At 54.7% G+C, this 26575-nt stretch carries 30 protein-coding genes and 1 pseudogene; 9 read left to right on the top strand and 22 right to left on the bottom strand.

Going from position 1 to position 26575, the window contains the following annotated elements:
• Positions 1-39: 39 nt before the first annotated feature.
• Genes IPZ49_RS03030 through IPZ49_RS03045 form a run of 4 tightly spaced genes read left to right on the top strand, consistent with a single transcriptional unit; the run spans position 40 to position 4786 of the window.
• Positions 40-1911: an amidohydrolase gene (locus IPZ49_RS03030; RefSeq protein ID WP_063146608.1), complete on the top strand. Its 1872-nt coding sequence runs from the start codon at positions 40-42 to the stop codon at positions 1909-1911.
• Positions 1911-2318 carry a DoxX family protein gene (locus IPZ49_RS03035; RefSeq protein ID WP_023299234.1) on the top strand — a complete coding sequence of 136 codons (408 nt, stop codon included), beginning with the start codon at positions 1911-1913 and terminating at the stop codon, positions 2316-2318. Before IPZ49_RS03030 ends, IPZ49_RS03035 begins: the two co-directional genes overlap by 1 nt.
• Complete coding sequence (locus IPZ49_RS03040) at positions 2315-3934, top strand: MFS transporter (RefSeq protein WP_063146609.1); 1620 nt, start codon at positions 2315-2317, stop codon at positions 3932-3934. The genes IPZ49_RS03035 and IPZ49_RS03040 overlap by 4 nt, the downstream gene beginning before the upstream one ends.
• Before the next feature lie 30 nt (positions 3935-3964).
• On the top strand, positions 3965-4786 hold the full coding sequence (locus IPZ49_RS03045) for an alpha/beta fold hydrolase (protein ID WP_063146610.1): 822 nt from the start codon (positions 3965-3967) through the stop codon (positions 4784-4786).
• Positions 4787-4825: 39 nt separating this feature from the next.
• Here the strand turns inward: IPZ49_RS03045 and IPZ49_RS03050 are convergent, their stop codons facing one another.
• Complete coding sequence (locus IPZ49_RS03050) at positions 4826-6220, bottom strand: MFS transporter (RefSeq protein ID WP_063146611.1); 1395 nt, start codon at positions 6218-6220, stop codon at positions 4826-4828.
• A gap of 45 nt (positions 6221-6265) precedes the next feature.
• Entirely contained in the window at positions 6266-7354 is a 1089-nt protein-coding gene (locus IPZ49_RS03055; RefSeq protein WP_063146612.1) for a cellulase family glycosylhydrolase, read from the bottom strand.
• A 185-nt stretch (positions 7355-7539) separates the two neighbouring features.
• Here IPZ49_RS03055 and IPZ49_RS03060 point away from each other — a divergent pair, with 185 nt between their 5' ends.
• Positions 7540-8547: a LacI family DNA-binding transcriptional regulator gene (locus tag IPZ49_RS03060; protein ID WP_063146613.1), complete on the top strand. Its 1008-nt coding sequence runs from the start codon at positions 7540-7542 to the stop codon at positions 8545-8547.
• On the opposite strand, the gene fosA is transcribed toward IPZ49_RS03060, so the two are convergent.
• The gene (gene fosA / locus IPZ49_RS03065; RefSeq protein ID WP_063146614.1) at positions 8533-8958 is read right to left on the bottom strand and encodes a FosA/FosA2 family fosfomycin resistance glutathione transferase; all 426 of its coding nucleotides are present in this window, start codon (positions 8956-8958) and stop codon (positions 8533-8535) included. The two genes, IPZ49_RS03060 and fosA, sit on opposite strands and share 15 nt — an antisense overlap.
• Before the next feature lie 198 nt (positions 8959-9156).
• On the opposite strand from fosA, the gene trpS reads away from it, so the two are divergent.
• On the top strand, positions 9157-10161 hold the full coding sequence (gene trpS, locus IPZ49_RS03070; RefSeq protein ID WP_063146615.1) for a tryptophan--tRNA ligase: 1005 nt from the start codon (positions 9157-9159) through the stop codon (positions 10159-10161).
• Between the two features lie 75 nt (positions 10162-10236).
• On the opposite strand, the gene IPZ49_RS03075 is transcribed toward trpS, so the two are convergent.
• The 3 genes from IPZ49_RS03075 to IPZ49_RS03085 form a co-directional block, all read right to left on the bottom strand.
• On the bottom strand, positions 10237-10500 hold the full coding sequence (locus tag IPZ49_RS03075; RefSeq protein WP_063146616.1) for a hypothetical protein: 264 nt from the start codon (positions 10498-10500) through the stop codon (positions 10237-10239).
• Positions 10475-11005: a DUF2778 domain-containing protein gene (locus IPZ49_RS03080; protein WP_063146617.1), complete on the bottom strand. Its 531-nt coding sequence runs from the start codon at positions 11003-11005 to the stop codon at positions 10475-10477. The genes IPZ49_RS03075 and IPZ49_RS03080 overlap by 26 nt, the downstream gene beginning before the upstream one ends.
• A gap of 167 nt (positions 11006-11172) precedes the next feature.
• Entirely contained in the window at positions 11173-11640 is a 468-nt protein-coding gene (locus IPZ49_RS03085; RefSeq protein WP_074143123.1) for a SymE family type I addiction module toxin, read from the bottom strand.
• Positions 11641-11939: 299 nt separating this feature from the next.
• On the opposite strand from IPZ49_RS03085, the gene IPZ49_RS03090 reads away from it, so the two are divergent.
• Both IPZ49_RS03090 and IPZ49_RS03095 read left to right on the top strand, forming a co-directional pair.
• Positions 11940-12809 (top strand): phosphorothioated DNA-binding restriction endonuclease, encoded by an 870-nt coding sequence (locus IPZ49_RS03090; protein ID WP_063146618.1) that lies wholly within the window; start codon positions 11940-11942, stop codon positions 12807-12809.
• A gap of 161 nt (positions 12810-12970) precedes the next feature.
• Positions 12971-14179, top strand: a pseudogene (locus tag IPZ49_RS03095) (site-specific integrase).
• 35 nt (positions 14180-14214) lie between these two features.
• Here the strand turns inward: IPZ49_RS03095 and IPZ49_RS03100 are convergent.
• From IPZ49_RS03100 to IPZ49_RS03170, 15 genes are all read right to left on the bottom strand, one after another.
• Positions 14215-14688, bottom strand: a complete 474-nt coding sequence (locus tag IPZ49_RS03100) for a type II toxin-antitoxin system YafO family toxin (protein ID WP_023277331.1) — start codon at positions 14686-14688, stop codon at positions 14215-14217.
• Between the two features lie 316 nt (positions 14689-15004).
• On the bottom strand, positions 15005-15433 hold the full coding sequence (locus tag IPZ49_RS03105) for an endonuclease domain-containing protein (RefSeq protein WP_023277333.1): 429 nt from the start codon (positions 15431-15433) through the stop codon (positions 15005-15007).
• The gene (locus IPZ49_RS03110) at positions 15406-15705 is read right to left on the bottom strand and encodes a hypothetical protein (RefSeq protein ID WP_023277334.1); all 300 of its coding nucleotides are present in this window, start codon (positions 15703-15705) and stop codon (positions 15406-15408) included. The genes IPZ49_RS03105 and IPZ49_RS03110 overlap by 28 nt, the downstream gene beginning before the upstream one ends.
• Positions 15689-16114, bottom strand: a complete 426-nt coding sequence (locus IPZ49_RS03115; RefSeq protein WP_032982968.1) for a hypothetical protein — start codon at positions 16112-16114, stop codon at positions 15689-15691. The genes IPZ49_RS03110 and IPZ49_RS03115 overlap by 17 nt, the downstream gene beginning before the upstream one ends.
• Positions 16115-16132: 18 nt before the next feature.
• Entirely contained in the window at positions 16133-16642 is a 510-nt protein-coding gene (locus IPZ49_RS03120) for an HNH endonuclease signature motif containing protein (RefSeq protein WP_023277336.1), read from the bottom strand.
• 16 nt (positions 16643-16658) lie between these two features.
• A complete protein-coding gene (locus IPZ49_RS03125; RefSeq protein WP_023277337.1) occupies positions 16659-17654 on the bottom strand; it encodes a hypothetical protein in 996 nt (331 codons plus the stop codon).
• 198 nt (positions 17655-17852) lie between these two features.
• Complete coding sequence (locus IPZ49_RS03130) at positions 17853-18266, bottom strand: hypothetical protein (RefSeq protein ID WP_023277338.1); 414 nt, start codon at positions 18264-18266, stop codon at positions 17853-17855.
• Positions 18267-18405: 139 nt separating this feature from the next.
• Positions 18406-19086, bottom strand: coding sequence for a hypothetical protein (locus IPZ49_RS03135; protein ID WP_063146619.1), 681 nt, complete (start codon positions 19084-19086; stop codon positions 18406-18408).
• Positions 19087-19088: 2 nt separating this feature from the next.
• Positions 19089-19328 carry a hypothetical protein gene (locus IPZ49_RS03140; RefSeq protein WP_001598182.1) on the bottom strand — a complete coding sequence of 80 codons (240 nt, stop codon included), beginning with the start codon at positions 19326-19328 and terminating at the stop codon, positions 19089-19091.
• Positions 19329-19342: 14 nt separating this feature from the next.
• On the bottom strand, positions 19343-19576 hold the full coding sequence (locus tag IPZ49_RS03145) for a hypothetical protein (RefSeq protein WP_063146656.1): 234 nt from the start codon (positions 19574-19576) through the stop codon (positions 19343-19345).
• Entirely contained in the window at positions 19576-20157 is a 582-nt protein-coding gene (locus tag IPZ49_RS03150; RefSeq protein ID WP_063146620.1) for a hypothetical protein, read from the bottom strand. Before IPZ49_RS03150 ends, IPZ49_RS03145 begins: the two co-directional genes overlap by 1 nt.
• 169 nt (positions 20158-20326) lie before the next feature.
• Positions 20327-20536 (bottom strand): hypothetical protein, encoded by a 210-nt coding sequence (locus IPZ49_RS03155; protein WP_063146621.1) that lies wholly within the window; start codon positions 20534-20536, stop codon positions 20327-20329.
• A complete protein-coding gene (locus tag IPZ49_RS03160) occupies positions 20533-20964 on the bottom strand; it encodes a hypothetical protein (RefSeq protein WP_074143124.1) in 432 nt (143 codons plus the stop codon). The genes IPZ49_RS03155 and IPZ49_RS03160 overlap by 4 nt, the downstream gene beginning before the upstream one ends.
• 44 nt (positions 20965-21008) lie before the next feature.
• Positions 21009-22871, bottom strand: a complete 1863-nt coding sequence (locus IPZ49_RS03165; RefSeq protein ID WP_063146623.1) for a DEAD/DEAH box helicase — start codon at positions 22869-22871, stop codon at positions 21009-21011.
• Between the two features lie 1412 nt (positions 22872-24283).
• Entirely contained in the window at positions 24284-24859 is a 576-nt protein-coding gene (locus IPZ49_RS03170; protein WP_023277344.1) for a recombinase family protein, read from the bottom strand.
• Between the two features lie 452 nt (positions 24860-25311).
• On the opposite strand from IPZ49_RS03170, the gene IPZ49_RS03175 reads away from it, so the two are divergent.
• Positions 25312-26127, top strand: coding sequence for a hypothetical protein (locus IPZ49_RS03175; protein ID WP_063932813.1), 816 nt, complete (start codon positions 25312-25314; stop codon positions 26125-26127).
• Positions 26128-26131: 4 nt separating this feature from the next.
• On the opposite strand, the gene IPZ49_RS03180 is transcribed toward IPZ49_RS03175, so the two are convergent.
• Positions 26132-26572 carry a hypothetical protein gene (locus IPZ49_RS03180; RefSeq protein WP_063146625.1) on the bottom strand — a complete coding sequence of 147 codons (441 nt, stop codon included), beginning with the start codon at positions 26570-26572 and terminating at the stop codon, positions 26132-26134.
• Between the last annotated feature and the right edge of the window lie 3 nt (positions 26573-26575).

Below are 26575 nucleotides of genomic sequence, written 5' to 3' on the forward strand. Positions count from 1 at the left end.
CCATAATCCTGACCATTCCCCTCTCAGTCTGGAGCAGTTATGGTTACCCTCGGTAAAGCCGATCTCATTCTGGTTAACGGCCAGTTTCACACCGTCGATCGCGAGAACCCTCTCGCGGAAGCCGTTGCCGTGCGCGACGGGAAATTCCTGGAAGTGGGCACCGTCACCGAGGTGATGCAACACCACTGCGACGGCACTAAGGTGGTCGACTTAAAAGGCCACACCGCCATCCCCGGCCTGAACGACTCGCACCTGCACCTGATCCGCGGCGGGCTGAATTACAACCTCGAGCTGCGCTGGGAAGGCGTACCGTCCCTGGCAGATGCCCTGCGCATGCTGAAAGAGCAGGCCCTGCGCACGCCGTCGCCCCAGTGGGTGCGCGTGGTGGGCGGCTGGAGCGAGTTCCAGTTTGCCGAGCGCCGTATGCCAACTTTAGACGAGATCAACGACGCCGCGCCGGATACGCCGGTTTTCATCCTGCACCTGTACGACCGCGCCCTGCTCAACCGCGCCGCGCTGAAGGTGGTCGGCTACACCAGGGACACGCCGAATCCGCCGGGCGGCGAGATCCAGCGCGACGCCAACGGCAACCCGACCGGGATGCTGATCGCCCGCCCGAACGCCATGATCCTGTACTCAACCCTCGCCAAAGGGCCGAAGCTGCCGCTGGAGCAGCAGGTCAACTCCACGCGCCAGTTCATGCGCGAGCTGAACCGCCTGGGGCTGACCAGCGCCATCGACGCAGGCGGCGGCTTCCAGAACTACCCGGAAGATTACGAGGTAATTGCCGAGCTGCACGAGAAAAAGCAGATGACCATCCGCATCGCCTACAACCTGTTTACCCAGCGTCCGGGCCACGAGCTGGAAGACTTTGAAAAATGGACCGACATGCTCACGCCGGGCCAGGGCAGCGACTTCTTCCGCCACAACGGCGCGGGCGAGATGCTGGTCTTCTCCGCCGCCGATTTTGAAGACTTCCTCGAGCCGCGCCCGGATCTCGCGCCGGGCATGGAGGACGAGCTGGAGCGCGTGGTGCGCCATCTGGTCGAACACCGCTGGCCATTCCGCCTGCACGCCACCTATAACGAATCCATCAGCCGCATGCTGGATGTGTTCGAGAAGGTGAACCGCGACATTCCGTTCAACGGGCTGCACTGGTTCTTCGACCACGCCGAAACCGTGTCACAGGCCAACATCGACCGCATCAAAGAACTGGGCGGCGGCATTGCCGTGCAGCACCGCATGGCCTTCCAGGGGGAATACTTCGCCGAGCGCTACGGCATCGAAGCCACCCGCCACACGCCGCCGGTGGCGAAAATGCTGGAGACCGGCGTGCCGGTGGGCTTAGGCACCGACGCCACCCGCGTGGCGAGCTATAACCCGTGGACCGCGCTCTACTGGCTGGTCTCCGGCCGCACCGTTGGCGGGATGCAGATGTACGATCACAGCGCCCGTCTGGATCGCGATACCGCCCTGATGCTCTGGACCCAGGGCAGCGCGTGGTTCTCCAGCGAGCAGAACCAGAAGGGGCAGATCAAAACGGGCCAGCTCGCGGATCTGGCGGTGCTCAGCAAAGATTACTTCCGCGTGCCGGAAGAGGAGATCAAGGGCATCGAGTCCGTCCTCACCGTGGTCAACGGCGATATCGTCTACGCCGCTGGCAGCTTTGGCCCGCTCGCGCCGCCCGCCATTCCGGTCCTGCCCGAGTGGTCCCCGGTGGTGAAGGTGCCGGGCCACTACCGCAGCGCGCCGCCGCAGGCCGCACGCGTCGGCATGAGCGCCGTCCACCACTGCAGCGGCCCGTGCGGGGTTCATAGCCACCAGCATGATTTCGCCCGCACGTCAGAGATGCCGGTGTCCGACGATAACGCTTTCTGGGGGGCGCTGGGCTGCAGCTGCTTTGCATTCTGATGAAACAAAATGACGCTTCACCCCGGATCGATCCGGGGCTGTTTTTCCTGCGCCTGACCGGCAGCCTGCTGCTGCTTTACGTGCATGGCCTGCCTAAGGTGCTCCACTTCAGCGAAGAGCTGACGCGCATCGAAGATCCGTTTGGTTTCGGACCTTACGCGAGCCTGATCCCGGCGATCGTCGCCGAGGTCATCTGCCCGCTGTTTATCATTGCAGGGGTTTACACCCGCCTGGCGTGCCTGCCGATTATCGCCGTGCTGCTGGTGGCGATGCTGGCGGTGCACCCGGACTGGTCGATTGCCGAAGGGCAGTTTGGCTGGCTGCTGCTGATTATCTTCACCACCCTCGCCCTCACCGGACCGGGCCAGTGGCGGCTGCAGCGTAAGACGACGGAGAGGTTCGCATGACCCAGGTTAACGACGTTCGCGACGCACACGTCGAGACGACGCCCGCATCGGCGGCTTCGCCCTGGCAGCCGCTGAGCCAGCCGGTGTTCCGCATGCTGTGGATCGCCACGGTGGTCTCTAACGTCGGCTCATGGATGAGCGACGTCGGTATCAACTGGAGCATGCTGACGCTCAGCGCCGATCCGCTGGATATCGCGCTGGTGCAGGCGGCCAGCAGCCTGCCGATGTTCCTCTTCGCCCTGCCGTCCGGGGTGATGGCGGACATCGTTGACCGACGAAAATACCTGCTCTTCTCCCAGCTATGGGTATTCATCGCCGCTGCCGGGCTGACGCTGCTCTCTTTTATCGGACACGTCACCCCCACCGTTCTGCTGGCGGCAACGTTTCTGCTGAGCGTGGGCGCGGCCATGAGCTCGCCGCCGTTTCAGGCGATTGTGCCTGACCTGGTGAGCAAGCCCGAGCTGGGTTCCGCCGTGGCGCTTAACTCGCTCGGGGTCAACATCAGCCGGGCGATTGGCCCGGCGCTGGGCGGTTTCCTGCTGTCGCTGGCCGGGCCGTGGATGGTGTTTGCGCTTAACGCGCTATCCGTGGTCGGCGTGGCGTGGGTGCTGTGGCGCTGGCGTCCGGCGCCTTCCGTGCAGCGGCTGCCGCCGGAGCACTTCTTCTCGGCGGTGCGGTCCGGCATTCGCTACGTGCACGCCGCCCCGGTGCTGCGCAACGTGCTGGTGCGTACCGTGGCGTTCTTCGTTTTCGGCAGCGCGGGCTGGGCGTTACTGCCGCTGGTGGCGCGCCGCGAGCTGGGCTTAGGCCCGGCGGGCTACGGCGTGATGCTGGCGTGTATCGGCCTGGGGGCGATTGCCGGGGCGATCCTGCTGCCGCGCCTGCGCCAGCGGCTGAATGCCGATCGGCTGATGTTGGCCGCCAGCCTGACGTTTGCCCTCACCATGCTGGCGCTGGCGTTCGTGCGCCACGTCTGGCTGCTGAACCTGTTTGAGTTTTTTACCGGCTTTGCGTGGATTGCGGTGCTCTCCACCCTCAACCTTGGCGCACAGCGCAGCGCCGCCCGCTGGGTAAAAGCCCGGGCGCTGGCTGTGTATCTGACGGTGTTCTTCGGCTCGATGACCGCAGGCAGCGCCGTCTGGGGGCAGATCGCCTCGCAGTTCGGCACCCCGACCTCGCTGGTGGTTGCCACGCTGGGGATGGTGCTGGCAAGCGCGACGGCATTCCGCTGGAAGCTGGAGAAAGATCCGAATTTAAATCTCGACCTGAGCGGGCAGCCGCTGGACGGCGTGGAGATTGAACTCCCGAACGAGCGCGGCCCGGTGCTGGTGTCGCACGAGTACATCATCGACCCACAGGACGCGAAAGCGTTTTTGCAGGCCGTGCACGAGCTACGCCGGGTGCGCCGCCGCGCCGGAGCGATGAGCTGGGCGGTGTACGAGGATATCGAACGTCCAGGGCTGTTTATCGAGACCTTCCTGATGGGTTCCTGGATTGAGCATTTGCGCCAGCAGGAACGCCACACCATGAATGACCTCCTGTTGCAGAGCCGCGTTCTGGCTTTTCATCAGGGCACAACATCACCGGCAATTCGCTATCTGGTCGCGCCGGTATAACCATAACAATCACCTGCACAGGAACACACTATGGCACTGTTTAAGGCAAAAGACGGCACGCAGATTTACTACAAAGACTGCGGCGCGGGCAAACCGATCCTCTTCAGCCACGGCTGGCCGTTGGACGGCGACATGTGGGACAGCCAGCTGAACTACCTGGCCGAGCGCGGCTTCCGAGCCATCGCCTTTGACCGTCGCGGCTTTGGGCGTTCGGATCAGCCGTGGAACGGCTATGACTACAACACCTTTGCGTCCGACATTAACGACCTGATTACTACCCTGGATCTGCGCGACGTAACGCTGGTGGGCTTCTCCATGGGCGGCGGCGACGTGACCCGCTACATCAACAACTACGGCAGCGAACGCGTGGCTGGTCTGGCGCTGCTGGGCGCGGTCACTCCAATCTTCGGTAAATCGGATACCTTCCCGCAGGGTGTGGATCAGAGCGTGTTCGACGGCATCCGTGACGGACTGCGTAAAGATCGCGCCCAGTTCATCAGCGACTTCGCCACCCCGTTCTACGGCACCAACGCCGGGCAGACCGTTTCCGCGGGTGCCCTGACGCAGACGCTGAACATCGCTCTGCTGGCGTCCCTCAAGGGCACCATCGACTGCGTGACCGCGTTCGCCGAAACCGACTTCCGCCCGGATATGGCGAAAATCGACGTGCCGACGCTGGTGATCCACGGCAGCAACGACCAGATCGTGCCGTTTGAAAGTACCGGCAAGCTGGCGGCGGAGATGATCAAAAACGCCACGCTGAAGGTGTACGACAACGCGCCGCACGGCTTCGCGCTGACCCACCAGGACCAGCTCAACGAAGATCTGCTGGCGTTTGTGAAGTCGCTGTAAGTCATTACGCGAAGCCTGATGGCGCTTCGCTTATCAGGCCTACAAGGGCTGGTCCTGTAGGCCGGGTAAGGCGCAGCCACCACCCGGCGCTTTCGCAGACGCATTCCGCTCCGCCAGCAGCCGACAAATCTCCGCATGCTTCTCCTCGGTAAAGGTAAAGCGCGACATAAAGCCCATGCGGATCAGCGACCCAATCGCCGGTAACAAACAAATGCCAAAGAACAGCCCCGACAGTACGCCTTCGCTCTGGGCCTGCGCCTGCGGCACATAGTTGATCATCGTCAGAAACACGCCGATGAGCCCGCCGCCCACCGCCACCGACATCTTGCCGGTAAAGGTCTGCCCGGAGAAGGTGATCGCTGCGCAGCGCTTGTGGGTGTGGTATTCCGCGTACTCGATGGTGTCGGCAATCATCGACGAGGTGAGGATGTTGGTCATCATCACGAACAGCGTGCTCAGGCCGAGCAGGATAAACAGCAGCGCCGTGTGCTGATAGCCCGTGAACCACATCACCACGCGCACCGCCACGTCCAGCCCGCAGAGGATCATAAACAGCTTCCGCTTCTGCATCCGGCGCGTCAGCAGCGGGGCGACCAGGCACAGCACCGCCGCCACTATCCCCATCACGCCAATTGCCATTTGCAGGCTGCCGTCGCCCATGTTGTTGATAAAGAAGTAGATATAGAGTCCGCCCGCCACGTTATGGAACACGCAGAAAAAGAACGACAGCAGGACGATAAACAGCGGCTTGTTCTGGCGCAGGTTGTGGAAGGTGTCGCGCATCGTCACCTTTTCCGGGCTGGGCGGGACGCGCTCTTTGATCTGCATAAAGCCGTTGAGCATCAGCGGCAGCCCCACCAGCATCATCACCAGCGCCGCCATAAAGTAGCCTTTATCGTTGCTGTACTGGGCAAAGAACGCCGCCAGCTTCGGGAAGAAGATGTTGGCGCAGGCAATCCCGGCGTTCACCCCGAGCATCGCCGCCGTTACCGCGCGGGTGCGCTGGCCGGAGTCGTTGGTCATCACCGACGACATCGACCAGAACGGGATATCGGAGATGGCGTACAGCGTCCCCCACAGGATATACGTCACCCCGGCGTAGAGGATTTTGGTGGTCATGTCCGCTTCGATTTTATAGAACGCCAGCAGAGTGACGCCGGTAATCAGCAGCGGCGCAATCAGTAAAAAGTGGCGAAACTTGCCAAACCGGCTGTTAATGGTGTCCATAATGCTGGCAAACAGCGGATCGTGAACCGCGTCCCACGCGCGGGCAATCAGGAAGATGGTACTTGCCGCCAGCGCCGAGATCCCCAGCACGTCGGTGTAAAAATAGTTTATAAACGAACCCACTAAACCAAAGCTAAAACACTGACCTAAACCATAGCCAAAGTAGGACCATAACTCGCGAGACGGTATTTTCATTGTCATTGCCATAGTGCGTACCTGGTTGCCCGGCGACAGCGCGCCGGGTCGTTATTATTAGCCCTGCGGATCCGGGGCGATATTGCGCAGCTTCTTCATCAGCGCGATTTCAGCGCGTGAAAACGGGATACCGTTCTCCTCGAACACGTCGTGGAACCACAGGCGGCAGTAGTCCGTGGACTCCTTCATCACCACCGGCCACGGCAGCCACGTCTGGGTTTTGCCGCGCACCAGCCCCCACTGATACGGCGCAACCTTCGCCATGTACATCAGCGGAAGCTGCTCTTCAATCGTGCTGCCCACGTGGCGCGCCAGCCATTCGGTGCAGAACAGCGGGCGACCGAGCGCTTGCAGCTGCTGAATCATCGCCGTCATGCGCCCCGTGTGGGTGTAGGCGTGGAAGCTCACCACGTCCGAGAGCGCCAGCGCGGTCTGGTCCAGCGGGTGCTGGAAGAACGTCTCGCCCTCCTCTTCCGGCGGGACGCGCCACGCGCAGACGGTGAGCGGCTGGGTCGGGTCTTCTTCACGCACCCACTGGAACGCCAGCTTCATCAGCGCGTGGGCGCAGGTCTCCAGCTTCGCGTCGTACTGCACCTCCTGCGTGCCCGTCGCGAAAATGCCGCGGTTGCCCGGCTCGTTATACAGATCCCACAGCAGCACGCGCCTGTCGTCGCGGAACTGGCGCACAACGTCGCGGATATAGCGCTCAATCTGTGGCCAGCAGTCTCGATCGCACACCTTGTCGCGCCCCGGGCTCGCCGCCGCCTGGCTGTTGTGTTTGCCCGGTACGGGCGGCTTTTGCGGGCCGAGGTACGGCTCGTCGCCGGAGAAACCGCAGTCGTCCATCAGGGTCAGCATGGTGCTGAAGCCGTTGTCGTCGGCAATCGTCAAAAAGCGGTCGATGCGCGCCATCAGCCCGTCACGGTCGTGCTCCCAGACGATGAACGGCAGGTTGATGCGCAGGGTGTTATAGCCCGCGTCCGCCGCCCAGCCCAGCTCGCGGTCGATGGTTTCGGCATCGAAGGTCTCTTCCTGCCAGATATCGGTCCAGTTCACCGCCGTCGACGGCAGATAGTTAAACCCGCACAGCCAGCCTTTCTGCTGATACCACGCCTGTGCCTGCTCCCTGCTCCACTGCTCTTTCATTACGCATCCTCTTGCTGATAATATTTAGCTAATAAATATTAGTTGCAGAATGAATGCGCAAATCGCGGCACTCAGAAAAGCGACGCCTCTCACAAAGTTCACGCTTCGATGGATGAGAAACGTGATCGACGGCGCGGAAGCGTGCGGTTAGGGTATGATGCGAATTCGCGAAAGGGAGAGGACGGATGAAGCGAAAAACGAAAGTGACGATGAACGATATTGCGCGGGCGGCGGGCGTGTCGCAGGCGACGGTATCGCTGGTGCTTAACCAGTCCCGCAACATCAAGCTTAGCGAGGAGACCCGCCAGCGGGTGATTAGCGTCGCTACCGAGCTCGGCTACGACCGTCTTCCTGCCATTCACGCTCCGCGCAACCAGGAGGAGATCGCCCTGCTGGTCAGCTCGTTGCAGAGCTTCGACCCGTTTATCGACGCCATCAGCCAGGCGCGTGAAGCGGCGTGGCGCAACGAGACGCTGCTCACCGTCTACGACTACGGCGACGACGTGGAGCTGGCCCTGAACATCATCCGCCAGCTGGGCAAGCGCAACTGCATCGGGATTATCCTTGCCTCTCCGGTCACGAACGTCGTCGATATGACGCCATTTCAGGACTGTACCCGCATCCCGCTGGTGCTACTTAACCAGCGCGACCCTGGCTCGCCGCTGCTGCCGTCGTTTATCCCGGACGACTACGCCAACGCCTTCCAGGTGACTAAACACCTCATCGCCTGCGGCGCCACGCGCATCGCCCACATCACCGGCGAGAGCTGGATGGAGGCCTCGCGCCAGCGTCTGGCGGGCTACCAGGCGGCATTGAAGCAGGCCGGTTTAACGTGTGACGAGAGCCTGGTGCGCCAGACCAACTGGCAGTTCAGCGAGTCCTTTACCGCCACCACGTCCCTGCTGGAACTGACCGAACGCCCGGACGCCATTTTCTGTGCCAGCGACTGGCTGGCGATTGGCTGCTACCAGGCGCTGGCGGTGAATGGCGTGCGTATCCCGCAGGACATGCTGCTGGCGGGCTACGACGACCAGAAGATTTCCGAACAGCTAACCCCACCGCTGACCAGTATCCAGCTGCCCTACAGCGAGCTGGGACGGCTGGCGGTGGAGTACCTGTGCAATCAGGAAGATGCCGCCACACACGTGACGCTGGCGGGCAGGCTGAAGGTACGCGCCTCAAGCCCCGTCTGAGGTAAACACCATGCCCGCGTAGGGCTTCTCGCGACACGCCGCCAGCCGCGCGGCGAGGCTGCCCACGTGCAGCTCCAGCTTGTGCCCGTCCGGGTCGAGAAAATAGAACGACGCCCCCTCGCTTTTGTTCTGCTTCCAGACGATGACGCCCGCCTGCTCAAGCCTTTGCGAGAACGCTTCAAAATCCGCTTCCGCCACGGTAAACGCGTAGTGGGTGTAGTCGCTCTCCTGCGGCGGCACGTACTGGCGCGCCTCGTCGTAGGACAGGCAGACCCACAGATCGCCGCAGGTGAGATAGGCCCCGGTATTCCAGCGGGCGTGCAGCGTTAGCCCCAGCAGCTCGTGCCAGAAGGTGACGCTTTTTTGCAGGTCGCTGACCGCGAGGGTCAGATGATTGAGAGATTGCAGCATGACGTGCCCTTTTGTTTTTCGCGCCGGACGTGATACGGTAATGAGATGAACATAAACCACGCCGTGCTCACCGTAAACCGCTGGTGGCTGCCTTCTTAAGGCGGCACGGAGTAGTTTTCCCCATTTTCAGATAGCCGCCGAAAGGCGGCTTTCACATTTCTAAGACCCCTTTCGGCATGACAACGTTAAGGAGTCTTTATGAACGCACCAACCATCCTCACCGGCGACCGCCCAACCGGCCCACTGCACCTCGGCCACTTCGTCGGATCGCTGCGCCAGCGCGTGGCGCTTCAGCAGACGCACAACCAGTTTGTGCTGATTGCTGACCTTCAGGGGCTGACCGACAACGGCAGCAACCCGCAGAAGATCCGCGACAACATCCCCGAAGTGCTGGCCGACTACCTCGCCGCCGGTATCGACCCGAACCTGACCACGATCTGCCTACAATCCGCCCTGCCCGCCCTCGCCGAGCTGACGATGCTGTATATGAACATCGTCACCGTCGCCCGCGTGGAGCGTAACCCGACGGTGAAAAACGAGATTGCGCAGAAGGGCTTCGCCCGCTCGCTGCCGGTCGGGTTTATGGCCTACCCCATCAGCCAGGCAGCGGACATCACCGCGTTTAAGGCCGAGTGCGTGCCCGTCGGCGACGACCAGTTGCCGATGATTGAGCAGACCAACGAGATTGTGCACAAGATGAACAGCCTGCTGCCCACCCCGGTGCTGCGCCACTGCAAGGCGATGCTGAGCGACACCAGCCGCCTGCCCGGCATTGACGGCAGCGCCAAGATGTCTAAATCGCTGGGCAACACGCTGCACCTGTCGGCCAGCGAAGAGGCTATTCACCGTGCGGTCAGCGCCATGTACACCGACCCGAACCACCTGAAGGTGAGCGACCCGGGGCAGATTAAGGGGAACGTGGTGTTTACGTACCTCGACGCGTTTCATCCGGACAAGGAGAAAGTGGCGGCGATGAAGGCGCACTATCAGGCGGGCGGGCTGGGTGACCGGGCATGTAAGAACGAGCTGGAGGGGTGTTTGCAGGAGCTGATTGCGCCGATGCGGGAGCGGAGGGCGATGTATATGGGTGATAAGGGGGAATTGATGGCGATGCTGAAGCGCGGGACCGAACGGGCGCAGGGGGTGACGCAAGGGACGTTGAGGGAGGTGAAGGTGGGGCTGGGGGTGCCGGTGTTTAGTTAAGTTAGGTTTAGCGGTGGAGTGCGTGGGATTGGCACGAAGCCGCTTAATTGTTTTAGAAAGCGGCTATGAAATATTTCATCCCTGCTTCAGGTTGCATATCTTTCGGATGATAATCATCAGTAGCGCGGTAACGACGACCATCATCCCCCCCAACACCCACAGGAATGATGGGTCTGCTTCACCATCAGCAAACCCCAAACCGGTGCGATTTAAAAAATCATTGCTGGCTTGAGACAAGTAATCGAGCAAGCCTCCCAGAGGAAACAGGACGATAAAGAAGGAAGCAATGAGGCATGCCAGACCAATCAGGATATTATTTTTTAACTTTGCATGAAGCATAATCAGCCCTTCCTTTCACATCAATACGTCCATATGCCATCAACCCTTTACCACCAGGAACACGAATCTTCTTACGTGCAAGCAAAGATTGTCTGACCAGTTGAAAATCAGGGATATTATAAAACGTTATGCATCCCCACGACTCTCCCTCACCATTCGGCCTCAATGGATGAAGTCGAAATGAGCCTCTGTCGACCCCATTCACAAATACGTTATCAGCCATGGTCGAAGCATTAAACAAGCCGAACCATTCAGAATGATCGGTCCCGTTCTTGAAGTCTTTTACAAACCGCTCAACCCGATTAGCAATACTGCCTTCCGGTGCATCAACGATCCAATACGTACCCACTGGTAATGCAGCATTCCTGATAAAGGCACACTCAGCAATATTGGTTACGGGTTCTATCCCTGAAAAAACGGGAAATGTCCCAACGCCATAGACGTGTAGTTTCAGCCTTCGTCCATCGGCTGAGACATCGTTGTAATCCATCCTACAAATCTGCATAGCAATCCTCCCTGTTGCTTTGCGGAGAATGTTACAACCGATTTATTGGGTGCACTAGCGTAGACAGATAATTAATTTAAAAAAGAAAAAATACGGACATGTATATTCACATCCGTATTAACTTATCCTTTTACAGGATTAATGAAGGGAGACTTTAGATATTATTCTTATTCTGCCAGACCAGTTCCGCGCTTCACCATAGGTATATCTCCCGTATCATTCAACGCCCCTGGAAATGTTTTTAACCACTGCGCGACTTTCTGTTTATTTATATTCACCACGCTCATACCTTCCAGGCATCCCCATAATTCTCTTGTATGCTGTGGCGTAATCACGATGCAGTCTTTCATGGCGCGGATTTTCACGGGCATGCCGTTGATAAAGCCTGCACGGGTTAACCAGTCGCCGCCCAGAAGAAGGTATTTCATGTCTATGCGCGCATAGAGTTCGCAGCAGGCTGCACAGTCTTGCGGCGTTTCCGCGCGTGGATGGACGGGTGCCGCATTGGTCTGGTTGCCGTGCAGACGGCGGGCGCTGTTTTTGCGTACCAGCTCGCGGTTTTCAATCATGCCAGTGAAAGCGTCTGATTCTGTTTTGCAAACAGTAAACTCTGGCTTAAAATTCGTTACAGCCATTTTCAACTCCTGATTAGTTGTTTGTGGTTAGCGGTATGGGGGTGTTGCAGCACCTTCATATCGCGAATTCCTCGTTAAATTCTCTTTGATACTTCCTTTGCCGTTCGGCGTAATTTCTGGTGCTCATTATACAGGACTGAATATAAATACAGTGGTTTGGTATAAAGGAAATTTGGAATTTGCGAGGGGGATTCAGGAAATAAGGTTGGATGCGGTAAGGTCATGTTTTGTTGATTGCGGGTTGATTGGTCTGGGTTTTGCGAGCATCATCGCAATTATTTACCTTCTTCCGTAACGCGATGGCTTCCAGCAAAACTCTCGAACAGGCAATTGCCGACATCACCATCTGGCGCAAAGGCGAACAGCGTGCGCCGCATAAACCTTTATTGCTTCTGTACGTGCTGGCGAAATATCAGCAGGGGCATGCGCGATTGTTTGATTATGGAACCGAGGTTCACGAGCAGTTGCTTAGCCTGTTAGAACGCTTTGGCCCACAAAGAAAATTGCATTATCCAAATATGCCCTTCTGGCGTCTTAAGAGGGATGGTTTTTGGGATCTGAAGAATACTGAGTTCTGTTCAACCACGGGTAGCAAACAGCCACCAGTAAAAGAACTTATGGAGCATAACGTCGCAGGAGGGTTTGATGAAGAACACTTTGCGCTCCTGAGTAAGAACAAAAACCTGATCGGCTCGCTGGCGCAGCAGATCCTTGAAGCGCATTTTCCTGAAAGCATTCAGGAAGAGCTCGCGGATGAGATGGGTTTTGATATCCAGCAGATCCGTAAGGTTCGAGATCCGCTGTTCCGCCAGCAGGTGCTGCGAGCTTATAACTATGAGTGTGCAATCTGCGGGTTTAACATGCGACATGATAACGCCTCTGTTGGACTTGAAGCCGCGCATATCAAGTGGAAGCAGTTTGGCGGACCATGTGAGATCCCGAACGGACTGGCGTTGTGTGCAATTCATCATAAGGCGTTTGATAAGGGATCGATTGGGCTGGATGAGAGTATGCGGGTACTAGTGTCTGAAGCGGTGAATGGGGGCGGGATTGTTGGGCAACTGTTCTGGGATTTTGCCGGGAAGCAAATTGCGCTGCCGGTGGTGAAAGGGAACTATCCTGAGGAGGGGTTTGTGGAGTGGCACCGGAGGGAGGTTTTTAGGAGGTGAGTGCGAAGGCCGGACTCGAACCGGCACGGGTTTAGGCGGCTTAGCTTGCTTCAATAATCATCGTTAACTCGTTGAACTAGCTAGACTAAAGCTCATAACCCCGGCACATTTCACAGACTGTTTAGCCATGAAAAAGCCCCGACAACATAACCGGGGTTTGTATGAGTTTCAAGAGAGATCGTTATCTAGTTTTAGATCCCTGCGGGAATTACCTCGTGCGGATAGCTATCCCCAGCTATATGCGTCACCTGTTCCAAGGGAAACGCTACTTTATGAAAAGCACAGGGACACGAGACATACGGCAAGCGCGATTGTTTCGCGATGCTATTGCTCTGGAATGGACTCGCTTACGGAATCTGCTAAAGCCACAAGGCGGCTCATCTGTAGACCAAATCATTGATGAGCTACGCCGTGTCAGTGTGTACGCCAAGGAAGCCCCCGCATCGTTTGGTGCATCGATTCAGGCTTGCCCTTCCTTGCTAAAAATGCGTGATTTGTACCTGCTTCAATACAGCGAGAAGCGAAAGCTAACCACGCTATCCAAGACCAATAAAGCCGTAGAGGTGCTGTTAACCCACCTGAAAAAGAAAGATGTTCAGTTGCGAGATATTAACCGAACCATAGTTACAGGCTGGTTAGATAAACTCAAAACTGAGCGAGCGCCCCAAACCATCCAGAACTATATCAGTGCACTGGCGCAGATATGGGATTTGGCACGCAATCGCTATCACGATGCGCCACAGGATAACCCTTGGCGTGGTCATGCACTCGAAGCAAAAAGCAGCAAGGTCAGCTATGAAGTCTTCGCACCGGGAGAGCTGGCAAAGGTCTATACCTTGCTTGATGACGAGATGAAGGCGGTAACGGCTATTGGTGCTTACAGCGGTATGCGGATCAATGAAATATGTACGCTGCGTGAGAGCAGTATTAAAACCATCGAGGGCGTTTTGTGCTTTGAGATCACCGAGGGGAAGACCAAGAGCGCGGCACGAATCGTCCCAGTACACAGCAAGCTAATCCCCCTCGTGAAATCATTGCTCAAAACCACACATAGCGGTTTTCTGTTCTATCACGCGTCAATTACAGACCGGGCGGATGGGAAGCGCTCAACGTGGCATACGCAGCAGTTCACACGGGCAAAGCGTAAAGCTCTTGGCGAACTTGCCGCATAGAGAAAAGTGTTTCACTCACTCCGCCATGCGTTTGTGCAACAGCTCGACCGTGCTCAAGTGCCAGAAGATAGGATCGCTCTGCTTGTAGGCCACGAACGAGGTAGCACTGAGAGTTTTAAGACATATTCAAAAAACGCAGCATCCCCTTTAGAGATGCGCCGATATATTGAATTAATAGATTATGAATTAATTAAATGAAATGCTTAGAGAAGAAGCCGAATAATATCGGCTTCCTATGCAGCCGCTTCTGTTATACGTTCTCGATATTGTTTAGCTTCATCTATCCACATTTGTATTGCTTCTTGATTGTCCCAATTTGCATGGGCATCATGATCAATAAAATCAACAATATAGTAGTGCCTTGTACCTGAGAATACAAAATACGAATATATCAAATAGCTGTTACTTTTACATTTCCATTGTACCAGTGGATGCCCATTGTCATCCTCCCAGACACTGTCTTCCTGCCTCACATGTAGATGTGTTAAACCTTCTCTTTTCTGATGATACGGCTTATCTTCATCAACATTGTCCCTATCTCTGCCAAAGAGCAGCGAAATAGATGCAAAAAGTTTTTGGATGGAATATCGGGGGCGGGAATGCTCTGCACTTAGTTGCTTATAGCGACAGAACTCCTGATAAAAAGGAAGAAACTCGCCATCATTGGCGAGTTTTTCACAGCAATCAAACTCAATTGCAAGCGGCATGTACTTTACTGTATTCAGCTAAACGCTCATCAGTTTCTCTGGAACTTTTACGCGCTACAGTACGCGTTGTCTTGATAAGAGCATTCAGAGCATCCCTACTCATACCAGTCGATACGGGGCTGATTTTCGCCTTTGTCATATTGTACCTCCTGTTTTTCGGTGATTGGCCTGCACACATTGTAGGCAGTTATTTTAAGTGGAGATTACGCAATCTACATCAATCCGTCAAGAATTGTTTTAAATACGAGCAAGTAATTAGGCAGCCACAGCAACATGTAACCTCATGAAAATAAAATAAATAGAGCCATGACCAATGTTATGCTGGATAAATAATACCCAGCCCCTTGTAGTGGCGGCGGTAGGCTGGTAGCATGAAATTCATGCTACCGGGTGAGAGTCCACACACCCGCCCTACATAATAGCCACCCTCAGCAGCGTTAGCAGAGCGATGCACCACAGCACGCACGCGCCCGGTTCGGTGGCAGTGATCCAGCACGGCAGACGCAAGGCGCAGCGGCTTACCTGTCACCGCACAGCGTCGGTATTGATAATTCCACAGGAAGACACGGACAGCGGCCACATCAGCGCGGCGCAACTCCAGCCGCCCGGAACCATTCAACAGGAAGCGATAAACATCTTCGAATGCAGCAGCGTTTGTAATCCGTTCCGCCAGTGGCATATTGCCAAGGTGTTCCAGATAGCCCCGCATAGCTTTTCTTAATAGCTGGTCTGTCCGTGTAACCATGATTCAAAGTCTCCATTGTCAGATGAAGCCCGCTTGCAGGCTTCATATTCTTCGCACTGGCGCTGGCGTACCAAAGCATAAAGCTCATCGGCCAACGCATTAACGCGTTCGTCACTGATACCATTGCGGCGCATTAGCCCCAGCAGCTTACGAAACTCAGCTTCAAGCTCAGGCTCTCCGGTATCTATTACCCACTGTTTCAGGTAAGCAAGTGTGCCAGTCATTGGCGGCGGCTCGATGTACCGCCACCTTAATTTAATTGTGGTTATCATCTTCTTTATCCTCTCTGTAAGCCGGGTGCATTGCCCGGTATTGCTCAATGGTCAAACCCTCGCTGGCCGCTGTAAGCCGTTCCTTTTGCTTACCTGCCAATCGCAAGGCGCTATCTCTCCAGCAAAGCAGAAAGAAGACGGTCAGCACCTGCTTACTCAAGCCATCAAGAAGATCGCCAAGCCCTTGATCCAGCAGACAGGCACGCCATGCAGCGGCGTGCTCAGTCATAGCACCGACTATCGGGACAGGTGCGCCAAGCATCGTCGCAAGCTGACTCATAACACTATTAGCATCGCCCGGATGCAGCCGGGGAATAGACATGCGGCCAGCCTGCGCCAACAGTTCAGCGTACCGCTGGCGGCGTGGGTCATCATCTGCCAGCGCTCTAATCGGCTTTTCATCAGCCATTAATGGAACCTCCGAGGATTAGGCAGCCTGCAATAAATCGGCTGGCGTTGAGGGATGGCATCTGGCTTTAGCTTTTAGATAGGCAGCACGCGCCGCCACTTCGGTAGTAAATAAGCCAAGGTGACGGAGTACACCATCAACGCGTATGTAAGCCTCCCATTTTCTACAGCCCTTATTCCAGCTATACCCCCTTGCCTTGCGTCGGTTCTGGTCGTTTTCCCGCTGCGTAACCAAGCGCAGATTGCATAGGCGATTGTCGTCACGGATACCGTTGATGTGATCGATCTGCTTACCATGAGGAATAGCGCCATGCGCAAGAATCCACGCCACGCGATGGGCTTTTAGCTGGTACTGCTTGCCATCAAGTCGCAGGGCAACTTGACGATAGCCATCAGCTCGCCGGGTGGAGTCAGCATAGGAGCCAGCCTTAACCCGGCGTCGGTTAGCTTTATGGTGCAGGCGGCCTGTCACCGGGTCATACAGGAAAAGGGAACACAGCAGCTCAGGGGCGTAAGCATCATTAACCATGACTCAGCCCCTCCAGTTATGCAGCTTGTCGGAAATTGATAACGCAGTCAGGACGACGCAGCCCAACGTTGAACAGGCGATATGAGTCCATCACCATTGTCATTTCGCGTTCATCATCCCACTGGCGATTGATGACGCTCTGCGCTTCGACCGTCAGCAGCACAGAGGAAGGTTTAAACAGCGTCGCCCTCGTCATCGCTTCCTCTGCGGTAACGTCATAATCAGCGCCCAGTTCATGCCCGGTAATGACTTCCTGCGGGTAACTGTTCAGCTCAATGACTCGCACCCCAGCGACATAGCCAACGCGACGCCATGCGTAATCGTTGCCACTATCCCGGCTGTAACGGACGTTCATCAGCTTCTTATGTTCCATCAGGATGCTGAACCATGCAGGGTCAATGAGAAGCACCAGCTCGGCCACCGGAATATCTTTCTCAGTGAGGAAGCGATTAGCAGCCGCTTTGACGGCGTGAACCAATTCGTTTGCGGCGTCCTCTTCGCTCCCCGCTGTCAGGTCGAGCGAGACAACGTTATTCGTAAGCGGGTTAAACGTTGGTTGCAGTGTCGGCGGCGGTACAAAGTCAGTCGCTTTGATTAACTGGATGGTGTGCGCTTCGTCGTAGAACTTAGCGTGCGCAGTGCCGATATTGCGGCTCAGCTCTGCGCGAAATGTGGGTGCTGTCCAATCGTCCTGATAGTCAATCGGGACGCGGATATAACTCAGCGTATCCACAGAGATAACCAACTTGTCCGACTTAACGGCGGTAGGCTCCAGCGATTGCCCTGCGGTTCTGCCCTTCACCTCAAGATCACCACTCAGGCGATCAATGCGGTATTGGTTGCTGCCTTTCAGCGGCCTGTATGTAGACAGCCCCTCGGCCAGAAATACGGATTTGGACTCTAAACGGGTCTGGACATCCCGGTCATAAGCCTCGATGTGAATATCATTGTCGGATTCCACCCCGCCATAATGTGGGCGAAACAGATCGGGACTGTACGAAGTATCAGCCATAAACAAAACTCCTACGTAGGTTGATGAAGCCCGCGCCATCGTCATGGCACAGACGTGCGGAATCCTCCCGCCGAGGCAGGATTCAGAACGGTATCGATTAAAGGGATGAGGTGCCCCGAAATGGGCGTTTTGAGGCCAGAGCTGGCGCGGTTCCCAGGGGTTAGTGCGCGTGAAGTAAGGCGAACGTATTACCTTGCATTAGTGCGCACTCATACGCGCCATGTTCAACACCTTCCGCACAGAGGTTTCAGACACGCCAACCTTGCTTGCAATGTAACGATTCTTCTGGCCTTTTGCAGAGCGAACGATAATGTCAGCGCGTATCGCCTCAGTGATTACCTTGCGGGGTCTGGCTCGATTCTTCTCGTGCCGTTCACGTTCGCGCATCCGCTCGGCCATCTTCGGCGGCAGCACAGGGGAAAGCCCACGGCTAACGCCAGATGTGCGGGTGCCGGATGTGGCAGACCGTGCAACGATATAAACCGCTTCGTCTGGATTGAAAACGTGCGGCACACGCTCAGGGTAAACATGATCACATCTACCCAGCGGCAAGGCGAAATCCGGGCGCACGTCAGCGACACGCTCCACAGCATGGAAATTACAGGTACTCATTACGAACCTCGGTTAATTAAAAACAGGCTTTCAGATGCCGCGCAGAATGCGGCTTGCGGGGACTCATGCGCATAGATTGGTGTGGTAGTACCGGGTCGGTGCGCACTCGGTCTTGCAGGGCGCATTCCACAGTTGGGCGTTAGCGACCAGCACGTTTGCCAGCGGAGCGCTGCGCAACCAGAGCGCGGTATTGTTCATCGTACTGGCGATGGCCGGGGCCATACCCTGATTGCTGCGCCCACTGCGAAAGCTGGTCATACGCTGCTATAAACTCAGCATGTGACATTCCGACAGGTTGCGCGGCAGTCTGGCCGTTCGGGACGTAACCGGTAATGGAACCGCCAGCCATACGCTCTTGCAGATACTGAACCGCACGCGACATCTGCGCGGGATCGCCAGACATGACCATCCGTTCAAGGGTTGATTGCGTCCCGGCGTCGAGCGTGCCAGCGTACTGCAACATCGCGTCAACTGTACCCTGACCTAGCTGGCTTTCGACAGACTGGTGAAACTGCCCCATCAGCCCATGAAGTTCAGGAGTCAACTCAACAGTGGTGCCATCCTGTAATTGCAGTGTGTCGCCCACTTGCGCCCCAGCGCTGTCAGCGTTCTGGTCTTGCTGATTTGCGATATTGCCATTATTCCATTGTCCGCCATCATTGCCGTTAACGGGTTGGGTACGGAGGAAATCAGCATCAGCAGGCGCAGAGCTAAAGCGGGATGCTCCATTGTCAACTCCAACAGGTGCAGCCATGTATGGCGATTGCTGCGATGCAGCATCAGCACCGGAAAGGTACGGATTAACATTCTGGTCAGCCATGATTATGCAACCTCTTGTGATGTAACTCGGCGGTGTGCCAGTTCAAGTAAAAGCATGTGCGCGTGTACGCATCGGGCAGGAATCATCTTCTGCCCGTGGTACGCCTTGCCGAGATCTTGTCTGTCGATCTGGTACACATGAGCCAAATCGATTTGACGAAGATTCAAGGCATCAGCAATGAATTTCAGTTGTTGCCCGCAATCAGCCGCGCGGCGTGGCTCCATTAAAATGATGGTGCTCATGAAATAATCCTCAGTTAAATAAGCCCGTGACGGCGTAGCCAACGACGCTCACCAACGGAGCCGCGCGGGCGTTGTTTCGGATTCTGGTTTAGTGTTTGGCCGGGGTCAGTTCGCCCTTCCCCGGACAGGTTCTGCGTCAGCACATCCCAACCCCGTGATTCAAACGGGGCGTACCCTTCACGCTGTTCGTCAAGGTTCACGTAGAGATCAGGGTTAACGGCGGGGTGCAGCGGTTCGTTCTCTGCCATCATTCAGCCTCGCTGAATTTGGAGTTAACAGACTCCAGAGTATCCGGGTACGACCAACGATTTCTCAGACAGCGTTGCACATGCGCGACGACTTCAACAGGGACGCCCAGCTTCCCGGCCATCTCCGCAGCAGGCCAACCGAAGCGCTCTAACTTGTGGATTTCATCTAAATCAGTAGGCACCAACTTGCGCACTACTTTCGCTTTCCCCGGCTTTGCTTTGACGGCTTTCGGCACTGGGTGCGTGTGGACGTTGCTAAAGCGGGAATGGGCGATAGCCAGCACAGTCTCAGGGCGAATCAGCATATCGCGGGCAATCATAAACTCTGTATCGCGGTGCAGCTTGCCGGGCTTATAGCGGCTGCGGATGGCGTTGTACTCCGCCAGAGTGATATCAGCATCGTCTTTCCAATTTTCGGCCAAGTCATCGACATAGACGCCACGGATTACTGCGTCGATATCTGCCAGACTGAAACCAGTGGCATCGGCAATCTGCGCGTTGTTCATGTGCTCAACAATGCACAAGCGGTTGATGTGCTGGATGTCGGTAATGGTCAGGGTTGCGTTACTGGTGGTTGTCATTTTGGAAATCTCTCATCAAATTTGATTCGGCCCTCTACCAGCGTGCGAATGAGTAGCAGGCTGGAAGCGGTGTGTGTTCCCGTCTTGCGGGCGTCGTCGTACATGGAACGGGCTACGCGCTGGTATTTTTCAGGCAGTGAGGAAAACCAGCGCCGGAACTGTGCGGGCGTCATTCGTCATCGTCCTCCGGGAACACGCTGTTGAAAGATGCGTCTGGCGCATCGGCGGCGTTTTGCTTGAGGAAGTTCACGCAGGACGACAACTCGGCAGCGGCCATGCGAGCCTCGCCCGTTTCGTCTTCCTTGAGCCTGCGGGTTAGCGCACCCAGCAGCAGGGTTTTTAATTCCCACGTGCCAGCTTCAAACTCAGATTTCGTCATTGGTGGTTGTCTCCAGTTAGTCCCATTGCACGCAGGTGTTGAATGACTTCGGCATGTACTGGTTTTGGTAAAAACAGGCGACGCTGCACGGATTGAAATATCTCGTCGCGCGTCTTGTCGGCAGGGTGAACAGTCCCGTTGAAGATCTCGCGAGCCATGCGGTAGGTCGGCCAAATACGAGAGCCATCCTCCCGGCGTCGAAATCGGTTCAATACCGCAGCGATACATTCCCAAGGCTCACAGTCATTGAGCAGGCAATATCGCTCCAGCGGTGTAGATACATCGCGAAGGATGGCTTCACGATTAAGGGTCTGAATATGACGTTCGGCCAATCCATCAAAGGAATAGCCGTTCAAGGCAAACGCAAGTTGGGCATTAAGCAGGGCGTCAGAACGCCCCGCGCGATGCAGCACGGTTTCATCAGGCATAAGGATTTCTCCAGAAGGGAATTTAAACAGGCGAGCTGGTCAGCTCAGAGGAAGCGGGAGATGTAACCCCAATTGCAGTTTTCAGGGCGGTACAACGCCGCCAGCTCATCAGATGCTGCACCGAGCGCCAGTGATGACCACAGCAGAAACGCGCGGGCAGGTTGTCCGTCGCGTCCAGCACGGCCAATCATCTGCACCATATCGGGCAGGTCATCAGGAATATAAGTCACGATTACGTTACGCACGTCAGGGATATCAGCTCCGAGGCCAAAAGCTTTGGTCGCCACCAGAATCGCGCCCGGCGTAGAGGCGAACCACTCAGCGTTAGCGTGACGCTGTTCACGGGGCAGGCATTGTGTCTTTGAATGGTACAGCCTTGCTCTGTCACCGAAATGTTTCAGATACGCACGCAGCGTTTTCAGATCGTTCACCAGCACCAGAATCTTTTCATCCTCCGGCAATGCTTCGACCAGTCCGGCAGCGGCAAAGTGCGGCTCCACGCACTGGCGAACTGGAATAAGCTGGATACTCTCGCGGGCAATGTCAGCGCGAAATGTTATGTAATCGTCACGGCAGCCGAGCGAGGCCATCAGCTCACGCTCTTTCTCACGCAGCAGGGTAGCCGTAAACACGCAGCGCTGAGCAGAGGGAAAAGCATTCTGCAATGTGTATTGCATCAGATCATACGCCGGGCGGAAATCCCAGTCTTTAACCGTATGCCCCTCATCGATAATAAAACGATCAACGCCATAAGCCATCAGCGCCGCGAGAACCTGACTCGACGGAACAAGATGTTCAGGTGAAACGACAGCTACCCGGAATGCACCAGCAGCCAGCCCCGCCAACTGTTGCGCATTGCGGTGGCGTGGCAGCTTATCGCCAAAGGCCACAGCGTGAATACCAACGTCGTGAAGCTGGGCGAGAAGTTGGCGCTTTAATGTGTTCGTGGGAACAACGATGACCGTCAGGCCAATGCCAGCGCGAGATTCGTAAAGCAGCGGATAGGTAAACGCTGCGGTCTTACCGTAACCAGTTGGCAGCACCGCCAGCACATCACGACCATGACGAAACACGGCTTCGGCAACAGCAGTCTGCCCCGGCCTCCATTTCAGTTCGTCCCCGCTATGCGAATCAAGTGGCGGCGGCAAAGCGGCGCTCGCGTAGCGGTCACAACGAACCAGCTCTTTGAACTGGTACGGCGCGGTTGTCAGTGGCGGCACAGTTGGCGGCAGCGTCGAGCCACCTGCATCACAGTGAAGGTTTTTCGTATTGAAATTATCTTCCGTTGGCTTCGGTTCCCCACACCATAATTGGCGAAACTCCGGGCTGTCACCCAACCGGGCGAAGTCAGCACGACGCATTGTTTCCAGTTTGCTCATGCCACGATTGATTCTTTTCAGGGTGGCATCGTCGCAAATCAGGAACTCGCGGCAGGCTTTGAGAAAAGCATTCTGTCCGGTTGTTGACTCCGGCACGGCGTGCTCGCGCGGTTTCAATGCGGCATCGTCAACGCGAACGCCGGGAAAATCTGGCGGCAGTGGTTCAACATAACGAACGGGCTTCTTATTAAGCCATTGCTCAATCTCAGCGCGACGGCAGTGGATTGCGTCGCCCGGCTGGATGACTTGCCGCAACCCCGTGTCAGAGCGCTGTTTTTGCTTCTTCGGTTGAACACCGTGCAGCGCTCGCCACTCCCGCAGGGTCATAGCGGAGCCATCAGCATTGTAATAAAACTCTTCGGTCTTTGTGTTGTATGCCGCCTTAACGGGTTTACGCTTTACGGGGCATATCTTGGAACGTCGAATAACAATCCCGTCAGCGATCATTTGCTGTACATCTGCATCCGCAGTATTGAGCGGGTCAGCGTCGGCAGCCTGCGCAAGCAGGCGGCGTAGATTCGTTGGCATGGTGAAATCTCCAGAAATTAAGGTGAGTTTAGAATGGGGCGTAGGATGGAAACGCCGAGAGTGTGGCAGTCTGTCCTTCTTAGTAGTTACCATCATTGCAATGGCGTCGGGGTTCTGTCTCTCTTTAGTAGTGATCTTCATCCAGTAATTTGGATTAAATGCAGACACGGCGGGCATTGCAGCGAGATGGAGAGTAGGCGGGTTTGCGGTTTCAGTCTGCCTTAGTACAAGTTTCTAGTGGTCGGTAGCCTTTCCCTTATTAGTAGCTCTCATTTATCCGGGGCTTGTCTTCCCACAGTAGCCGTCTTCTAAAGCAACCACACCACAATCCACTACTGGTAAGGAGTTAGCAGACACGGTGATGTAGGCTACTCAAGTGTGGATTTGTAGGCGTTTTATGGTATCTGTCCTTCTTATTAGACACCTTTAAATTTCATTAATAAATACAGTTAGTTAAACGGTTATCTTTATTACTTATAAATTTCACAGATCAATAAATTAAAATTGATCGGAATTATCAGTTTTAATTTTCTTGACAGCTATTTGTATAATGGTTTTAAGAAGTTGTATCGGAGTGAGCGACTGGCAGTGAGCGTAGCGAACGATAAGCCAGTCGGCGAAGAACGAAGAGTATGAGATGACTTGTCATCGAATACGATGAGTGATTGAGCGGTACGAACGGAGATACGCTGTATAACAGTTATAACAATTACCAAGCTGAATAATACTTTTAATATTTATCTGGATTAGTGTTTTCTATTTATACTTCCCTGTAATAATTCAATCCTTTCTTCTATTTCAATAATCATTTCTATCCCAGCAATTATCTGTTTAAGTAATACCGATACAGAGTACCGTCCCACTACACCTCCCCGCCGCGTTGACCGCCCGGCAAGCACGGTTGCGTGGAGGGCCGAGCATCAGCAGCGGACGCAGGCCGATGAATGAGCCGAAGGCGAATGAAAGCGGACTAGCGGACGCGAGAAGCGCAGCCAGTGTAGAGCGAAAAGCGATAACACTGATTAGGAGATGGGGATGTAGGGGAAGAACCCTTTTTTGTACATGCATTTAAAATGCAATTTTAAAGCAAACCAAGCAGCACCAGCCCGCGTCTCGTCTGGCTTCGTAGATGGACAACACAGCCTTTGATCCCTTCCCCTGCCCCATCCCTCGAATTGTTCAGTGATAAATCACATTCACAATCTGATCTCGATGTTCATCGTATGGCACGGCTAAAGCCCCGCCACCTCTTCACATCGAGAGCCGCAAGTAACACGAAAATACATTATAAATCATATCGTTATGATATTACGTATAACATAACCCTCTGAAATAAATACAAAAGCTGTAGGTCATCCATCACCCACAGCCCAGTAACGGCCAGTCGTAGCACCTCATTCGCTTGTAGGTCATCATCCCTCGCCCTTGTTCCAGTGGCGTTTAACGGTGCTCACGCTAACGCCGAGACGCTTAGCTACCTTCGATTGAGACAGCCCCTCACTCCGCAGCTCCTGCACCTTTTGAGTGGTGTCGGTGGCTTCCTTGCGTCCCAGCTTAACGCCATTGGCTTTCGCCTTCTCCAGCCCGTCAAGCGTCCTCTCACGGATACGGTTTCGCTCGAACTCAGCAAAGGCTCCAAACATCTGGCGGATTAGCTTGCCCTCAGATGAAGTCAGATCACGCGCTGGCAGGTCAAGAGACACCACCTTCACGCCGCGTTCTAACAGCATGTCGATGGTCTGTTGCACGTCGATGTTGTCGCGCCCCAGCCTGTCCAGTTTCAGCACGACAAGCTGATCTCCCGCTTCCAGCTTATGCTCAACCATCGCTCGAAACTTAGGGCGCTGCATAGCCTGAACGCTGCCGGAAATGTCCTCGCTGATTACCCTGCTCTCAGGCACCGTGTACCCGGCACGCTCAATAGCCAGCACCTGATTCTGCGTATCCTGCTCGCGTGTTGAAACGCGGCAGTAGATAAAAGTCCTCATGCTTCACCTCACCCATCTGGTATCACAAAACGGTAGCATCTTTGCATTGATGGTAGCATTTAGTCAAACCCTAAATTGATGACACCAGATAGTAATCACTCAGACAGGTAGCAAGAATCGAACGATTGATGACACCATCAAACACTAGTAGTGTGCCCCGGCAACGCGCGCCTGCAACGGTTGTCTCGGATGAGCAAAATCTTAGGGTTTTCTCAGCGACCCCTGACGCGCGGGCACGCACATGCGCACGGGGGCGCGGGCGAGCTATACAGTTGAGGGAGGGGCAACCATAAACGTGCAATTTTTCAAGCCGGGAATATCTGTAATAGCTTTAGCTACAAAAGGACTCAATACACACTGCTCATCCATCATGGTTGACTTGAGGCTACAGATTATTCAAGCTGAGAAGCTACTAACTATTATGCTGATGGTTGAATGGGGAGTTTTCAGGAATGGAAAGATATCGCCCACATGGTCGTACCGTAACCACTTTAGAAGCAGATGTACTTAAACTTCGAGCGCTAGAAATGGTGTTAGTGCTTTTCTATGTAGAAAACCTTAAAGGTTTTATTATCAGTTCTGTGAAAGTTACAAAACGCCTAAGAAAAATTATTGATAACACGCAATCCACAACAAATAACGTAGAGCAAATTACTTTTAAAAAAGCACATGCCTTACTCATTTCAGAGGGTGTCATAACACAAGAAGAAAGCTCACAACTGAGAGAACTGATTGACTACCGTAATACTATAGGCCATGAGATCCATAGAATAACCATAGATATTGGTGCATACTCAAATCTGGCGGAGTATGACCTCCCTAACGGACACAAAATAGCAAAATATAATTACTCGGCAGTCCAGCGCGTACAAAATCTTAGAAAGAAGATAGAAAGAAAAATGATGGAAAAGTCATTTTCCTTTGAGTTGTCTTTTAACACACTGGCATTTGATGCCGCAGAACAAGCATACCTTAAGGAGATTAAGCGGTTAAAGAAAAAGGTTAATGCTGGGATTGATAAGTTGAATATTACAATAGAAACTACAAATAAAATAATCCGCAACATTCCTCCTGAAGTTATGGATACGGTACAACCCGGCCATCCGAAAAACACTAAGAGTAATGGTACATTTAGTCAAGAAGGTGCGAAAGCAATGTTCATGCTATATGATGCAAAAGCAACCCCATTAGCGGTTGCTTACATAATGAGGATAACCTACCGTACCGCTGCTAAATGGCACAAGAAATGGCTGTCACAACATAAATAAATATTTAGCTGTTAACTATGCGGTCGACCGTACTTTTACACACGCGGCAATACCAGTTAGGTTTTTCTATCGTCGTCCCCAAACCCGCGTACATTCTTTCACGGGACTGCATATGTATTTTTTTATGCTCATTCTCAAAACATTTCGGACAAAACGCCGTAGAGTCCCCATCAATCCAGTACACACCATCAATAAAACTGAATTTTCGCTTCTCTTCCAATTGTTCCTCAAGCTGTTTATTCTTTTGCTCTGAGTGGAACAACAATGCTTGCGTTGTTATGATTTCTATTTTCGCATTTGCCAGCTCACTCATAATATTTGCCAATTCCAATTTAAGTGTCGCCGTATCAATTTCATTACTTTCATTCGATAGTTTCTTAGCAATATTTACAGCTTTATCAATAATCCCAACTGCTGCCGCCGCACTTGATAAAACACCAGACATTTT

The sequence above is a fragment of the Enterobacter cloacae complex sp. S2 genome, assembly GCF_015159675.1.
Lineage (GTDB): Bacteria > Pseudomonadota > Gammaproteobacteria > Enterobacterales > Enterobacteriaceae > Enterobacter > Enterobacter intestinihominis.

Excerpts from the sequence above, each read along its gene's own strand:
- IPZ49_RS03030 (WP_063146608.1), top strand. The coding sequence starts at position 40 with ATGGTTACCCTCGGTAAAGCCGATCTCATTCTGGTTAACGGCCAGTTT.
- IPZ49_RS03035 (WP_023299234.1), top strand. The coding sequence starts at position 1,911 with ATGAAACAAAATGACGCTTCACCCCGGATCGATCCGGGGCTGTTTTTC.
- IPZ49_RS03040 (WP_063146609.1), top strand. The coding sequence starts at position 2,315 with ATGACCCAGGTTAACGACGTTCGCGACGCACACGTCGAGACGACGCCC.
- IPZ49_RS03045 (WP_063146610.1), top strand. The coding sequence starts at position 3,965 with ATGGCACTGTTTAAGGCAAAAGACGGCACGCAGATTTACTACAAAGAC.
- IPZ49_RS03050 (WP_063146611.1), bottom strand. The coding sequence starts at position 6,220 with ATGGCAATGACAATGAAAATACCGTCTCGCGAGTTATGGTCCTACTTT.
- IPZ49_RS03055 (WP_063146612.1), bottom strand. The coding sequence starts at position 7,354 with ATGAAAGAGCAGTGGAGCAGGGAGCAGGCACAGGCGTGGTATCAGCAG.
- IPZ49_RS03060 (WP_063146613.1), top strand. The coding sequence starts at position 7,540 with ATGAAGCGAAAAACGAAAGTGACGATGAACGATATTGCGCGGGCGGCG.
- fosA (WP_063146614.1), bottom strand. The coding sequence starts at position 8,958 with ATGCTGCAATCTCTCAATCATCTGACCCTCGCGGTCAGCGACCTGCAA.
- trpS (WP_063146615.1), top strand. The coding sequence starts at position 9,157 with ATGAACGCACCAACCATCCTCACCGGCGACCGCCCAACCGGCCCACTG.
- IPZ49_RS03075 (WP_063146616.1), bottom strand. The coding sequence starts at position 10,500 with ATGCTTCATGCAAAGTTAAAAAATAATATCCTGATTGGTCTGGCATGC.
- IPZ49_RS03080 (WP_063146617.1), bottom strand. The coding sequence starts at position 11,005 with ATGCAGATTTGTAGGATGGATTACAACGATGTCTCAGCCGATGGACGA.
- IPZ49_RS03085 (WP_074143123.1), bottom strand. The coding sequence starts at position 11,640 with ATGGCTGTAACGAATTTTAAGCCAGAGTTTACTGTTTGCAAAACAGAA.
- IPZ49_RS03090 (WP_063146618.1), top strand. The coding sequence starts at position 11,940 with ATGGCTTCCAGCAAAACTCTCGAACAGGCAATTGCCGACATCACCATC.
- IPZ49_RS03100 (WP_023277331.1), bottom strand. The coding sequence starts at position 14,688 with ATGCCGCTTGCAATTGAGTTTGATTGCTGTGAAAAACTCGCCAATGAT.
- IPZ49_RS03105 (WP_023277333.1), bottom strand. The coding sequence starts at position 15,433 with ATGGTTACACGGACAGACCAGCTATTAAGAAAAGCTATGCGGGGCTAT.
- IPZ49_RS03110 (WP_023277334.1), bottom strand. The coding sequence starts at position 15,705 with ATGATAACCACAATTAAATTAAGGTGGCGGTACATCGAGCCGCCGCCA.
- IPZ49_RS03115 (WP_032982968.1), bottom strand. The coding sequence starts at position 16,114 with ATGGCTGATGAAAAGCCGATTAGAGCGCTGGCAGATGATGACCCACGC.
- IPZ49_RS03120 (WP_023277336.1), bottom strand. The coding sequence starts at position 16,642 with ATGGTTAATGATGCTTACGCCCCTGAGCTGCTGTGTTCCCTTTTCCTG.
- IPZ49_RS03125 (WP_023277337.1), bottom strand. The coding sequence starts at position 17,654 with ATGGCTGATACTTCGTACAGTCCCGATCTGTTTCGCCCACATTATGGC.
- IPZ49_RS03130 (WP_023277338.1), bottom strand. The coding sequence starts at position 18,266 with ATGAGTACCTGTAATTTCCATGCTGTGGAGCGTGTCGCTGACGTGCGC.
- IPZ49_RS03135 (WP_063146619.1), bottom strand. The coding sequence starts at position 19,086 with ATGGCTGACCAGAATGTTAATCCGTACCTTTCCGGTGCTGATGCTGCA.
- IPZ49_RS03140 (WP_001598182.1), bottom strand. The coding sequence starts at position 19,328 with ATGAGCACCATCATTTTAATGGAGCCACGCCGCGCGGCTGATTGCGGG.
- IPZ49_RS03145 (WP_063146656.1), bottom strand. The coding sequence starts at position 19,576 with ATGGCAGAGAACGAACCGCTGCACCCCGCCGTTAACCCTGATCTCTAC.
- IPZ49_RS03150 (WP_063146620.1), bottom strand. The coding sequence starts at position 20,157 with ATGACAACCACCAGTAACGCAACCCTGACCATTACCGACATCCAGCAC.
- IPZ49_RS03155 (WP_063146621.1), bottom strand. The coding sequence starts at position 20,536 with ATGACGAAATCTGAGTTTGAAGCTGGCACGTGGGAATTAAAAACCCTG.
- IPZ49_RS03160 (WP_074143124.1), bottom strand. The coding sequence starts at position 20,964 with ATGCCTGATGAAACCGTGCTGCATCGCGCGGGGCGTTCTGACGCCCTG.
- IPZ49_RS03165 (WP_063146623.1), bottom strand. The coding sequence starts at position 22,871 with ATGCCAACGAATCTACGCCGCCTGCTTGCGCAGGCTGCCGACGCTGAC.
- IPZ49_RS03170 (WP_023277344.1), bottom strand. The coding sequence starts at position 24,859 with ATGAGGACTTTTATCTACTGCCGCGTTTCAACACGCGAGCAGGATACG.
- IPZ49_RS03175 (WP_063932813.1), top strand. The coding sequence starts at position 25,312 with ATGGAAAGATATCGCCCACATGGTCGTACCGTAACCACTTTAGAAGCA.
- IPZ49_RS03180 (WP_063146625.1), bottom strand. The coding sequence starts at position 26,572 with ATGTCTGGTGTTTTATCAAGTGCGGCGGCAGCAGTTGGGATTATTGAT.